At 42.6% G+C, this 14,034-nt stretch carries 10 protein-coding genes; 6 read left to right on the forward strand and 4 right to left on the reverse strand.

Going from position 1 to position 14,034, the window contains the following annotated elements; all coding sequences use genetic code 11:
* Nucleotides 1-37: 37 nt before the first annotated feature.
* The 4 genes from IEV36_RS16635 to IEV36_RS16650 form a co-directional block, all read right to left on the reverse strand.
* Nucleotides 38-433: an acyl-CoA thioesterase gene (locus IEV36_RS16635; RefSeq protein ID WP_005258156.1), complete on the reverse strand. Its 396-nt coding sequence runs from the start codon at nt 431-433 to the stop codon at nt 38-40.
* 85 nt (nt 434-518) lie between these two features.
* Nucleotides 519-1,919: an AdeC/AdeK/OprM family multidrug efflux complex outer membrane factor gene (gene adeC, locus IEV36_RS16640; RefSeq protein ID WP_005258154.1), complete on the reverse strand. Its 1,401-nt coding sequence runs from the start codon at nt 1,917-1,919 to the stop codon at nt 519-521.
* Between the two features lie 79 nt (nt 1,920-1,998).
* Nucleotides 1,999-5,109, reverse strand: a complete 3,111-nt coding sequence (locus tag IEV36_RS16645) for an AdeB/AdeJ family multidrug efflux RND transporter permease subunit (protein WP_005258152.1) — start codon at nt 5,107-5,109, stop codon at nt 1,999-2,001.
* Nucleotides 5,109-6,254 (reverse strand): efflux RND transporter periplasmic adaptor subunit, encoded by a 1,146-nt coding sequence (locus IEV36_RS16650; protein WP_005258150.1) that lies wholly within the window; start codon nt 6,252-6,254, stop codon nt 5,109-5,111. Before IEV36_RS16650 ends, IEV36_RS16645 begins: the two co-directional genes overlap by 1 nt.
* Nucleotides 6,255-6,399: 145 nt before the next feature.
* Between IEV36_RS16650 and adeR the strand changes: the two genes are divergently transcribed.
* From adeR to IEV36_RS16680, 6 genes are all read left to right on the forward strand, one after another.
* Entirely contained in the window at nt 6,400-7,131 is a 732-nt protein-coding gene (gene adeR, locus IEV36_RS16655) for an efflux system response regulator transcription factor AdeR (protein ID WP_005258149.1), read from the forward strand.
* A 42-nt stretch (nt 7,132-7,173) separates the two neighbouring features.
* Nucleotides 7,174-8,253: a two-component sensor histidine kinase AdeS gene (gene adeS / locus IEV36_RS16660; protein ID WP_005258148.1), complete on the forward strand. Its 1,080-nt coding sequence runs from the start codon at nt 7,174-7,176 to the stop codon at nt 8,251-8,253.
* A gap of 226 nt (nt 8,254-8,479) precedes the next feature.
* Entirely contained in the window at nt 8,480-9,835 is a 1,356-nt protein-coding gene (locus IEV36_RS16665; protein WP_005258146.1) for an LLM class flavin-dependent oxidoreductase, read from the forward strand.
* An 89-nt stretch (nt 9,836-9,924) separates the two neighbouring features.
* The gene (locus IEV36_RS16670) at nt 9,925-10,974 is read left to right on the forward strand and encodes an NADP(H)-dependent aldo-keto reductase (protein WP_005258145.1); all 1,050 of its coding nucleotides are present in this window, start codon (nt 9,925-9,927) and stop codon (nt 10,972-10,974) included.
* A gap of 438 nt (nt 10,975-11,412) precedes the next feature.
* Nucleotides 11,413-12,936, forward strand: a complete 1,524-nt coding sequence (locus tag IEV36_RS16675; protein WP_050560022.1) for a putative porin — start codon at nt 11,413-11,415, stop codon at nt 12,934-12,936.
* Nucleotides 12,937-12,960: 24 nt separating this feature from the next.
* Nucleotides 12,961-14,028, forward strand: coding sequence for an ABC transporter substrate-binding protein (locus IEV36_RS16680; RefSeq protein WP_005258143.1), 1,068 nt, complete (start codon nt 12,961-12,963; stop codon nt 14,026-14,028).
* Nucleotides 14,029-14,034: the final 6 nt, after the last annotated feature.

Genomic DNA, 14,034 nt, shown 5'->3' on the forward strand with positions numbered 1-14,034 from the left:
CCGCTGAAATGAATGCGTTTATTTCAGCGGGAAATATTTATGGAGTGATCAGGTATTGTTGCAACTGGGTTCGGAATTGATCTGGGATACGACTTGATTTTTGTGTACTGAAATCGAAATACACCTGAACCGCTTTGCCACGCGCCACACAGTGATCATTTTGCCAAGCTTCATGGGCAACAACGAATGAAGAATTTCCAATCTGCTCAATCCATGTTTTGATTTCAATCTCAGCGCCGTAATAGATTTGGGCAACAAAATCGACTTCAACCCGTGCCAGAATCAAAGGCAGATTTTTGATCTCCATGCCAGGGTTAAATAGGCGGAAAACTGGTTCACGTGCAGTTTCAAACCAACCTGTGATGACAGTATTGTTGATATGTCCGAAAGCATCGGTTTCATAGAATCTAGGCGTAATCGAAAGTGTAAACATAGTTGAATGGTTATTGTCTTATTTAAACTCAAATACTATAAGGGCTGAATCTTTAAAAATCAGCCCGAATAATCGACTTAAGCGTTTACGAAGCCCGAGATAAGCCACCACCTAAAGCTTTATAGAGTTCGATCTGATTATTTAATTTGGTTTGTTCCAACAGCAGTAGACCTTGTTGAGCCGCATAAGCAGAACGTTGTGCATCCAACACGGTCAGATAACTGTCAATGCCTGCTCTAAAGCGAGCCGTAGATAATTTATAGGTGGTATCGGTTGCAGCAACCAAACGACGTTGTGCACTCAAACGATCCTCGATATGGGCACGGGCAGCAAGGGCATCATTGACTTCACGAAAAGCGGATTGAATGGCTTTTTCATAATCTGCAACAGCAATTTTTTGCTCTGTTTCAGAAATTTTAATATTGGCTTTACGCGTTCCCCAATCAAAAATTGGAAGATCAATACTTGGTCCAATTGACCAAGAGAAACCTCCTGATTTAAATAAATCTTTGAGATCTGTCGATGCATAGCCTGCTGAGCCTGTCAGGCTAATGGTCGGGAACATGCGTGCTTTCGCTGCACCAATATTTGCACCAGCAGCAAGTAGTTGATATTCAGCAGCTTTCAGGTCTGGACGATTATTGAGTAAATCACTGCTTAAGCCCATTGCAAAGCTGCGTTCAGCACTGATATTTTTCACATCTTGATTTGGCAGGAGATTTTGAGGAATCGCTTGACCAGCCAACAGATCCAGTAGGTTTTGTGCTTGTGACACTTGAGTTTTATAGGTTGCGACATCATTTCGGGCGGTTTCAACTGAAATCTGTGCTTGTCGTAACGGAACTTCACTATCAATCCCGACATCAAAACGTTTCTTGTTGAGGTTAAATGAATCGAGCTGTGCTTTTAAGGTCTGCTCAGCCAGATTTAAATTGGCCTTTGCATAGGCATAATTCAACCATGCTTGGCTGACCTGACTCACCAGACTAATTTGAGTGGCATCTCTAGCACTTTGGGTGGCAAGATAATTATTCAGCGCTGCATCTTTTAAACTTTGTACACGACCCCAAAAGTCTAACTCATAAGCAGTTACGCCAAGGCCGACTTGAAAGGTGGAATAAGGATTATTCGGATTTACAGTAGGGTTAACCTGTCTTACAGCGCTTCCAGTCGCACCAATAGTCGGTAATTGGTCATTTTTGCTGATTTGATATTGTTGCTGTGCACGTTGAATATTCAGTGTTGCAGTACGTAAATCACGGTTATGATTTAAACTGATTTCAATCACTTGTAATAAGCGCGGGTCAGAAAAAAATTGTTGATAACCTTGATTGGCAATCGAATTTCCAGCTGTGGTTTGAGAAAAATTTTGTGGAATATCCGATTGAATCACAGGTTTTGGTGCCTGCATATTCATACACGCGGTCAAGGCAATTGAGAGCGTAGAGACAAGCAGGCCACGAGATAAGACAGTCGCTTTAGACATGGTCTTCTCCAAATAAGATAAGAATAAATGCAGAGGAGGAGGCAGAGGAAATCCGTTGATTCCCTCTGCGCAATGTCATTTAAGATGGATTTTTTTGCTTCGAAGAAAACAGCTTTTCAACTGCACCCAGAATGAAAATGAAGAACACGGGTACAAAGAAGATTGCCAAAATTGTCGCTGAAATCATGCCACCAAATACACCTGTACCTAAGGCATGCTGTGTTTCTGAACTGGCACCAGAAGCGATCACCAGTGGAATCACACCACAGGTAAAGGCCAGCGAAGTCATCAAAATCGGGCGTAAACGAAGTTTAGCTGCGGCAACGGTGGCCTCGACTAAACTCATGCCTTCTTCTTTCAGCATCTTGGCAAATTCGACAATCAGGATCGCATTCTTGGCAGATAAACCAATAATGGTAATCAGGCCAATTTTAAAGAACACATCATTCATCAAGCCTCGAGACATAATCGCAACAATGGCACCAAAGATACCCAAAGGCACGACCAGCATCACTGAAAGCGGAATTGCCCAACTTTCATAAAGTGCAGCCAGAACAAGGAATACCACCAGCATGGAAAGGGCAAGCAAGAACGCCATCTGCGATTCAGATTGCTTTTCCTGTAAGGAAATACCCGTCCATTCATAGCCGATACCTTTTGGCAATTTGGCAATCAGGTTCTCCATTTCACGCATGGCATCGCCTGATGAAGTATCAAAGTTTGGGATACCTGCAATACTTAACGATGGGCGACCGTTATAGCGGTTATATTGCTGTGGCGCTTTATTCCATTGCGGTGTGACCACTTCAGATAAAGAGACCAATTGCCCATTTGAACCCATCACTTTCAGATTCAAAATATCTTTTAATTGCATTCGTGATTTGGCATCGACCTGAACAATGACTTGTTGCATACGTCCCTGATTTGGGAAGTCATTGATATACATCGAACCCATTGACGTTGAAATGATGTCAGAAACATCCGCGAACTTCACACCAAGAACATTCAATTTTGCACGGTCAATTTTTAAAGAAATATTGTCACCTTGCGGTAAACCTTCATTCCAAACCATATAGAACTTTTTATTCTTGGCTGCCATTTCCATTAACTGGTCTTGTGCAGCTAACAGCGCAGGCATACCCAGATTCGCACGGTCTTGTAAGCGTAAGCTGAAACCGGCAAATGTTCCAAGTTCATCAATGGCAGGTGGAAGCACCGCCATGGTTGCACCTTCTTTGCTATGAGCCATTGTTTCATTGACGCCGTTGGTCATTTCGCTGGCACTTGAGGTACGCTCTTTAAAATCTTTGAGCGTGGTAAAGGCAATACCTACGTTTTGACCCGCACCACTGAAGCCCCAGCCCATAATGGTGGTGTTACTTTTGACATTCGGATTGTCTTTTAAACTGTTTTCAAACTCATTGACGACGCCTCGCGTTCTTTCAGCAGTGGCGTCAGAAGGCAACTGGAACGAAGTCAGGAACCAGCCTTGGTCTTCTTCTGGCATAAAGGCGGTTGGCCAGTATTTCATGCCTGCAAAAGTAAGACCTGTAATGACCACAAAAATCGCCATCATTGGAACGCTATGCTTGATCACTTTCAGCAGAATCAATTCATACTTTTTAGTAACTTTATCGAAGCTACGGTCAAACCATGCAAAGAAACCTTTCTTTTGATGATGTCCATCAATCGGTTTAAGGATAGTGGCACATAACGCAGGGGTCAGGATCAATGCTAATAATGCAGAGAACAGAATCGACACTGACATGGTTAAGGTAAATTGTTGATAGATAATGCCGACAGAACCACTGGCAAATGCCATCGGTAAGAATACCGCTGCCAAGACCAAGGTAATACCAATAATCGGGCTAGTGATTTCCTTCATGGCTTTGGATGTCGCTTCTTTCGGTGGCAGACCTTCAGTTGCCATAATCCGTTCGACGTTTTCCACCACCACAATTGCATCGTCGACGATAATCCCGATGGCCAGCACCATACCAAACATGGTCAGTACGTTAATCGAGAAGCCTGCCATGAGCATAACTGCAAAAGTACCCAACAGCGCAATCGGTGCAACAATTGCGGGAATTAAGGTATAGCGGACATTGTGCAAGAATAAATACATGACAATGAACACCAGCACCATGGCTTCAAGTAAGGTATGAATTACTTTTTCGATTGAAATTTTAACGAAAGGCGCCGTATCGTAAGGAATGCTGAATTGCATGCCTTCTGGTAAATTGAGTTTTAGTTCTTCAATTTTTGCTCTGACACCTTCAGCCGTTTTCACAGCATTGGCACCCGGACTGAGCTGAATCGCAGCAGCCGTTGCAGGTTTACCATTTTCTAAAATTGCAAAGTTATAGGCTTGTGAACCCATCTCCACATTCGCAACGTCAGACAGTTTAATGACACTACCACTGGTCTTACTTTTGAGACTGATATTTTTAAATTGTTCAACATCGCCCAATTGACCTTCGGCTGATAAGGGGATTGTGATTAATTGACCTTTGGCTGCAGGTAGATCACCCAGTCGACCGGGTGCAATCTCGACGTTGTTTTCACGGATGGCATTGTTGACATCACTAATCGATAGACCGTAAGACACCAGTTTATTTGGGTCAACCCAGATACGCATGGCTTTTTCAGCACCGAAGGATTGAACTTTACCTACGCCTTCAACACGTTTCAGTTCTTCGACCACGTTACGGACCAGATAATCACTCACGTCAACTTCGGAATATTGTCCATTCGGTGAGTTAATCCCAACCAGCATCAGGAAGCCGGATGAAGAGGCCTCAACTTGTAAACCTTGTTGGCGAACCACTTGAGGTAAACGTGCTTCAACAGCCTTGATCTTGTTTTGTACATCGACCTGCGCCATTTCAACATCGGTACCCGGTTTAAACGTCGCCGAAATCTGGGCTGTGCCTGAGGTATCTGTAGTCGCGCTGTAGTAAAGTAGGTTTTTAACCCCAGATAATTCCCGTTCGATCAAAGTCACAACGCTGTCATTGATCGTTTTAGGAGTTGCACCTGGATATACCGCAGTAATGTTGACTTGAGGCGGTGCCACACTTGGAAAGCGGGCAATCGGTAATTTGGGAATACTAAGGACCCCAAATAAAATAATGAAAATCGCAATCACCCATGCAAACACAGGGCGGCGAATGAAGAATTGTGACATCATCATTGGGCTCCTTGTGTTGCAGGAATTTTCCAGTTGCTGATTTCAAGTTTTTGATTGGGCTGAATACGGTCAATACCTTCTACAACCACTTTATCGCCTGTTTTCAGGCCTTTGTTGGCGATATAGAACTGATCATATTGTTGTCCCAACTCAATTGGGCGAATCTCTGCTGCACCTTTGGCATTGATCACATAGACTTGCGGCTCGCCATTGATGTTGCGTTGTACTGCTTGAGCAGGAATCAATAAAGCTTGAGGGATCGAAGCACGGTCAATATTGACACGCACATACATACCCGGAAGTAATTTTCTTTCAGGATTATTCACTTCGATACGAATGGTGACATCGCCAGTTTCTGGATCAACATTGATGTCTTCAAATAGCATTTTGGCTGTGACGTTATAGGCTTGACCATGACTATTTGAAATACGTACCGTTTTTTCATTATTGGCAGACAACTCACCACTTTGTAGCGCGGCTTGTAAACGTTCGTATTCACCAATCGACTGTTTTACATCGACATACACCTTGTCAATTTGCTGTACGGTTGCCATGGTATTGGCATCACCTTGGCTGACCAAAGCACCTTCGGTCACAAATGACTGTCCAATACGACCCGAAATCGGTGCGCGCACGGTGGCATATTGTAAGTTCAGGTTTTGACGGGTGAGTAGCGCTTTCATCTGGGCAACATCGGCTAAGGCCTGACGATATTCAGCTTGAGCATTACTGACTTCCTGCTTACTGATTGCATTGCTTGGCAGTAATTGTTCATACCGTTCTAACTGAACTTTTAAGCGTGCCACTTCAGCTTCAGCCTTATTGAGTGAAGCTTTGTTGCTATTCACATCGGCCTGAAAAGTTTCTGCATTAATTCTATAAAGTGCTTGGCCTGCTTTAACTTCACTGCCTTGTTTAAAGAGCACTTTTTCAATAATACCACCGACCTGAGGACGGATCTCGGCGGTACGGAAGGCCTGTACACGTGCGGGCAAGTTTTCGCTAAAGTTGACTGCTTGTGGTTGAAGACTTAACACGCTCACTTTGGCAAGCGGTGTTTCAGCAGGTTTTGCCTCGTCAGAACCACAGCCTTGTAGCACAAGCCCGATGGATAAAAATAATGGAAGTAATAAACGCTTTTGCATTCTGTCCGACCTTGGGAGTTTTTGATGCTGACATTATTTTCCTGCTTTGTGTAACCAACATCAGGGAAGTGTGGAAAAAGTGTGGAGATCGACAGATAAATCAGCGTATCATGCAAAATGACCGTAGTTATTCGATGATTGATTCATGTTTGAAGCCTCGTTTTCTTTTGATTGCCGTGATAAGCAGATTCTCGTCGTAGAAGATGAGTACGATATTGGCGATATTATTGAGCACTACTTAAAACGTGAAGGCATGCAGGTGCTTCGAGCCATGAATGGTAAACAAGCAATTGAAATTCATGCCGCTCAGCCGATTGACCTGATTCTGCTGGATATTAAATTACCTGAATTAAACGGCTGGGAAGTGCTGAGCAAAATCCGCCAAAAAGCCCAAACTCCAGTGATTATGCTGACTGCACTGGATCAGGAAATTGATAAGGTCATGGCATTAAGAATTGGTGCGGATGACTTTGTGGTTAAGCCTTTCAATCCCAATGAAGTGGTCGCGCGGGTGCAGGCTGTTTTGAGAAGAGCACAACAAAATCAGCAAGCGCAAAATAAAAATCTGTTATATAAAAATATTGAAATTCACACGGCCATTCACAGTGTTTATGTTCATCAGCAAGATCGGAAAACCTTACTGAATTTAACTTTGACAGAATATAAAATCCTGATTCTGATGCTCGAGCACCCGCATAAAGTATTTACCCGAAGTGAGCTGATGAGTTACTGCTTACCCGATAGTGATGCTTTGGAGCGGACTGTAGATAGCCATGTCAGTAAATTAAGAAAAAAACTCGAGGAACAGGGACTAGAGCAGGTCTTAATTAATGTTCGTGGTGTGGGTTATCGTTTTGATCATCCGCAAACGTTTTAATTTTTAGTTTCAGATAATCGTACAAGTCGTTTGAGAAATAACATGAAAAATAAGTCAGGCATTAGTAAACAGCTCTTTATCGCTTTAAGTATTGTGAACTTGAGTGTGACGTTATTTTCTATTTTTCTGGGCTATTTCATCTATAACTACGCGATTGATGCGGGCTGGCTGACTTTAAGTTCATTGCAAGACGACTGGACTGAATTCCATTTTGTTGACTGGATCTGGTTAGGAACCGTAATTTTTTGTGGTGCGGTGATTTCTTTAATCATTGGGATGTTTCTTGCTCAGCGCTTTATTAAACCGATTAATTATCTGGCGGAAGCTGCACAAAAAATTAGTCAGGGAGATCTTTCAGCCAGAGCAGAGGATAGCCAGATTCATTCCGCTGAAATTTCTGAACTCATGCATAATTTTAATAATATGGCGAAAAAATTAGAAAGTTCAGTCGAAAATGCTCAGGTCTGGAATGCCGCAATCGCCCATGAATTAAGAACTCCCATCACCATTTTGCAAGGACGTCTACAAGGTGTTCTTGATGGTGTGTTTAAGCCTGATGAAGCTTTGTTTAAAAGCTTGTTAGGACAAGTGGAAGGATTATCGCATCTGGTGGAGGATTTGCGGACTTTAAGTCTGGTTGAGAATCAACAACTCAGGTTACATTACGAAGCTGTTGATCTAAAAGTCCTTGCAGACAACGTATTGAAACTGTTTGAACATCGTTTACAGCAAGCAGGATTAGAACCTGTACTTGAGATTTCTACGACCCCAGTAAATTGTGACCAGCGCCGTATTGAGCAAGTTCTTATGGCATTGATTGATAATGCCATTCGCTATGCCAATGCTGGAAAACTGAGCATTTCTTCAAAATTAGTTGCAGATCATTGGATCATTCAAATTGCTGATCAAGGGCCCGGTATTGCTTCTGAATATCAGCAAGATTTATTTGATCCTTTTTTCAGACTTGAACAGTCCCGTAATAAAGAATTCGGCGGAACAGGGTTGGGCTTAGCGGTTGTGCACGCAATTGTCGTCGCTCATAAAGGGACGATTGAATACAGCAATCCTGCCAATAATAGTGTGTTTACCATTAAGCTGCCTGCAACATCCTCTTCTGAATAGATCCAAATCATGGATGACGCCTGATGTAATTTAATGACACGTTTGGTGATAGGGAAGAATTGTTGATTTTCCAGCACCCACTCAACAGAATCATGCTGTTGCTGAAACATAGATAAAATGATTTTTTCCTAATGTTTTGATATTTATAAATAAAAAATATGGCACCTAATTTGTATTAATCACAGTGAAAGATGAATTGTGTTTAACAACAAATTTGGAGCAGAGCATGAGTAGAAAAATCCGATTAGGTGCGTTTATTCCAGCAACAGGACAACATGTCGCTGCATGGCGACATCCAGAATCGCAACCGACAAAAGCCGTTGATTTTGATTTTATTAAAGAACAGGTGCAGTTAGCTGAAAAAGGCTTATTTGATGCTTATTTCTTGGCTGATGGTTTGGCTGTGAACTTTGGACAAGCTGAACATACGGGTTACAGTGACAAAGTGGCAGGTTTTGAGCCCGTTACGCTATTTGCCGCTTTATCGACAGTGACCAAAAATATTGGATTTATTGCAACGGCATCGACTACCTACGAAGAACCGTATTTATTGGCGCGTAAATTTGCTTCCCTAGATCACCTCAGCCATGGCCGTGCAGGATGGAATGTGGTGACCTCTGCTTCGGAAGCTGCTGCCGCAAACTTTGGCTATGAACAGCAAATTCCACATGCAGAGCGTTACGAGCGTGCACAGGAATATGTTGATCTGATTAAAAAGCTTTGGGATAGCTGGGAGGATGATGCCTTTATCCATGATAAGGTATCAGGTATTTTCTATAATCCTGAGAAAGTTCATAACCCAAATCACAAAGGCAAATACTATGCGGTGAAAGGTGCGTTGAATGTACCACGTGCGCCACAAGGCTACCCAGTCATTGTGCAGGCGGGGCAGTCAGGGCCTGGGCGTGATCTGGCAGCGCGGTATGCTGAAGTTATTTTTACCGCCAATCAAAAACTGGAAGATGCACAAGAGTTCTATCGTGATGTAAAAAGCCGTTTAGCGAAATATGGACGCTCGGCGGATGAACTTTTAATCTTACCGGGTGTTTCTGCATTTGTGGGCCGTACAGAAGAAGAAGCGCGCGCTAAATACCAACAGCTCACGGACCTGATTCATCCAGAAGCAGGGCTTGCTTTACTGAGTGGTTTAAGTGGTGGCTTTGATTTTTCAGGCTATGATCTGGATGGTCCATTCCCTGAGTTGGGTGAAGGCCAAGGCATGGTGAGTCGTCCTGCTCTAATTGCAGATATTGCCAAGAAAAACAATTTCAGTATCCGCCAGCTCTATGAGTGGGTTGCTGGTGCACGTGGACATTGGCAACTGATTGGCACACCTGAACAGATTGTCGATCAATTACAACAATGGTTTGAAAATGAAGCAGCCGATGGCTTCAATATTTTGCCACCAAGCACGCCAGCAGGCTTGAATGATTTTGTTGAGTTGATTGTGCCAGAGTTACAGCGTCGTGGTTTATTCCGTACCGAATATGAAGGAACGACGTTGCGCGAAAACTTGGGGCTGGCACGTCCTGAAAATCAATATGTCCTTGCTCGACAGGCTGAAAAAAACAAAGCCAGTTAAATTCATGTTAAAACTGAAGCATAAATTAAAGAAACAAGGGCGACCATTAACAGTCGCTCTTGTATTATCACAATTAAATTGAGTAAAAAATGCAATATAGAAAATTAGGTCAAACTGATATTGATGTAAGTGTGATTGCCCTTGGTACGATGACTTGGGGTGAACAGAATTCTGAATCTGAAGCCCACGAGCAACTGGATTATGCAGTAGAGCAAGGCGTAAATCTAATCGATACTGCTGAAATGTATCCAGTACCACCGAAACCGGAGACACAGGGCTTAACTGAAAAATATATAGGGACATGGTTAAAGCAGTCACAGAAACGGGACCAAGTCCTGATTGCCAGCAAAGTGGTAGGCCGTTCAGGAAAACTCACCCAAGCTTCGCATTTCCGTTCAGGTCAAACCAAGCTAGATCGCGCTAATATTGAAACTGCACTTCATGATAGCCTGCAACGTTTGCAGACGGACTATATTGATATTTATCAACTTCATTGGCCAGACCGAAGTACCAATCATTTCGGTGAGTTGGGCTATAACCATGTTGAAGATGAAGATACCGTTCCAATTTTAGAAACGCTGACAGTTTTGTCTGATCTCATTCAAGCAGGCAAGATCCGACACATTGGTTTATCCAATGAAACCCCATGGGGCGTGAGTCAGTTTTTGAAGTATTCCGAAAAATTGGGCTTAGCACGGGTTGTGTCTATCCAAAATCCCTATAATTTATTGAATCGGAGTTTTGAAATCGGCAATGCTGAAATTGCAATCCGAGAACAGGTGGGTTTGCTGGCGTATTCGCCTTTGGCATTTGGTGCATTGACGGGTAAATACTTAGATGGTGCACAACCTGCAGGCGCACGTTTAACCTTATGGGAACGTTTTGCACGTTATAAAGGTCAAGCATCAGAAGAAGCAATCCGTCGTTATGTTGCATTGGCACAACAATATGATTTAGATCCTGCCCAGTTGGCTTTAGCCTATGTGAACAGTCGCCGTTTTGTAACCAGTAATATTATTGGAGCGACCAATTTAAATCAGCTCAAAACCAATATTGAGAGTATTCACCTACAACTATCCGATGAAGTCATTCAGGGTATTGAGCAAATTCATCAAGCTCATCCGAATCCCGCACCTTAAAAAATAGATCATATTCTCCAATTTCATTTCTTCTTTTATTCAAGACAACAGAGTCAATCTAGTTGTCTTTTTTTATTTTGAGATCAGCATACCGATATATTGGTCCTATATCTAAAAATAAGAAATAAAAACATTAAATTATGCTGTTTTTGTATAAGCAGGGTGTTGGAAAATCAGCATAGCTTCAACAGGGGAATAAGATAGGTTTCTATAAATATTAATATAAAACAATTATTTAATTTTTGGCACGCTGCTTGCAAATATCTCGGTATAGGAATCAAAGATTGATTTTATGCAGGCTGAGGAGCACAGGATGAAGATGTTGCGTTGTTGTATGGAAAGTTAATTTCTCTCTCATTTTTTAATTCATTTCGTTGGGATCTGTTTTCGGTGTGATTGCGTATTCAGTCACACACAGGATTTTTTTACTCAAATTTTATTGTTTTAGTTTTAGGGGCTTTATTGGTGAAAAAACATTATCTCTCTTTATCGATTGCTTTGAGCATTGCAACACTTTTGGGAAGTGGCACAGCTCAGGCAGCAGAAGATATTGACACAACATTAGCGCAGTTACAGGCGCAATTGACGGCTTTACAGCAACAGGTCAATGCGTTGAAGCAAAAGAAACAAGCTTCAGCTGAGGTGGGTGAGACAGCAGAACTCGCAGCCCAAGATCAAACATCAGCCGATGGTCAGGAAGAAAATACTGAACATAGTTTTGCGACTCAAAGTGAGTTAGCTGGTTTCCGGAGTGATTTAGAAAACTATAAGTATGATCAATCACGTCAATATGAGCGTACTTCGGTAAAATCAACTCGAGATACGACCTTGTATGGAACGGTACAAGTCCGTGCACAAACACAAAGCCGGGACACCTCTGCTGGGAACCCTGCACCTGTTACACCACGCCGCAATACCTTCGATATTCCTACGGCTTTATTTGGCGTACGTGGAAATTTATATCGAGATTATAAAGAAGGTAAAAACTTAGATTACCAATTGTCTTTTAGCTATGGCAAACGTACGGGTACAGCAGGTAGTGCTAGTGATTTGAATTTGGCTGATGCATTTTTACGCTATAACTTTACTTCAACCAATGGTGGTCCCGAAGTCCCACGTTTAAACGTGACGCTTGGACAGCAACTGATTCCATTTGGGTTAGACCCGCAATCTCCAGAGGATTTACGGCCAACCATCAATGTTGCGACAGGACTGGCACAATTGGGTCTATTCAATCGCCAGACAGGTCTGATTGTACGTGGCGATGTCAAACCATTTGTTGATTATTCATCAAACTATCGAGCGCCCTTATTTGAATATGCTTTGGGTGTGGTTAATGGAAATGGGACCAATAAAGTCGATGATAATGACAAGAAAGATTATATCGGACGCGTCGCTTTCACTTTGCCTGTTGATTATGCCAGTTGGTTCCGTGAGCTGAAATTTGGTGCTTCGTATCTCAAAGGCAGTAAAAACGTTATCGCAGGCAGTAATGTTCTCGATGGTAACGGTCGCAATGATCGTTTGGGTTTCGATATTTACTACAACCATGCACCGTTTGGCGTGACTTATGAATATGTCAAAGGACTCAGTGACTATGCAACGGCCACAGGTTCTACCTCAGAAGTAAAGTCTGAAGGGCATACCGCAACCCTGTTTTATACCTTTGGCGATCAATTTTATAACAGTGTGAAATCTGTTGCGAAGTTTGATGACTTCTGGCCGAAATCAATCCAGAGCTTCTATCGCTATGACAGTTATAACCCGAATAAAGGTGCAGATGTGATCGGTATTGCTGGGCATGGACTTGGCAAAGTCGATATTCATACCTTGGGCCTAAATTTCTTCTTTGCACAAACGACAAAATTCCAACTAGGGCTGAATCGCTGGAGCTATGACCACGAGACAGCTGCGCAAAAAGACTTCTCGGAAGTACAAGCGCAATTCCAATACACCTTTTAATTTTCCAATATGAGTAATGACACAATGAAATTTTTGACGAAACATTTATTTATTGGTGCAACGGCAGGTTTGCTGGTTGCCACCAGTTTCTCAGCTTTTGCTGAAACCAATCCCACAGAAATCCGACTGGGAGTTCCTGGTGCAGGCGTAGGTGGAAAACCAAAAGTCGGAGGGAGTGCTTATGCAAGTGCGAACTTACGGGGTATTTTGGAAAAAGAGTTTGCCAAAGACGGCATAAAGGTGAAATGGAGCTTTTTCCCTGGTGCAGGTCCAGCTTTAAATGAAGCATTAGCCAACAAAAAAGTTGATTTTGGTATCGGGCATGGTGATTTGCCTTCGATTGTCGGACGCTCGACAGGATTAAAGTCCAAGCTGCTATTTGTGACAGGACGTTTTGGACCTGTTTACTTTGCAGTGCCATCGGATTCAGGTGCGAAAAGCCTAGCGGATTTAAAAGGCAAAACCATTTCTGTATTTAAAGGCACCAACCAACAGCTGATTTTGGGGCGTTTACTGCGTAAGTATGGATTTACTGAAAAAGATTTCCGTGTGATTAGTCAGGACTTTTATTCAGCTCAAACCTCGCTGTCTACAGGTGATATTGATGGTTTGATTACCAGTCCGTGGACATTGGAAGCACGCGGTGTGGCAAAGCGTATTTTAGAAGTGCGTAAAGATCCAAACCTGAATGGTCCATTGGTGGCATGGGTCAGCGAAGATTTTGAGAAGAAATATCCAAAAATTGTACAGCGTGTGGTGACCACATTTATTAAAGATAACGTGTGGAGTTCCGATGAAAAGAATCGTGATACGCAGTACAAGTTATGGGCGCAAAGTGGTGTGCCTTACCTAGACTATAAAAAAGACTGGGATGATTACTCGCTGAAAGATCGTAACTCACCATACTTTGATGATTATGCAGTCAACTCTTTAAAGAAATCAGTTCAGCAGTCGATTGATTACAAGCTGATTCGCCGTCCAGTGGATGTGGATTCTTGGATTGAACCGAAGTATCTCAACACGGCGATTCAAGAACTGAAACTGGAAAACTTCTGGCCAAAATTTGATGTGAATGGCAACCGTAAAAAGTAATTGTGA

It is taken from the genome of Acinetobacter vivianii (genome assembly GCF_014635885.1).
In the GTDB taxonomy this organism is placed as follows: domain Bacteria; phylum Pseudomonadota; class Gammaproteobacteria; order Pseudomonadales; family Moraxellaceae; genus Acinetobacter; species Acinetobacter vivianii.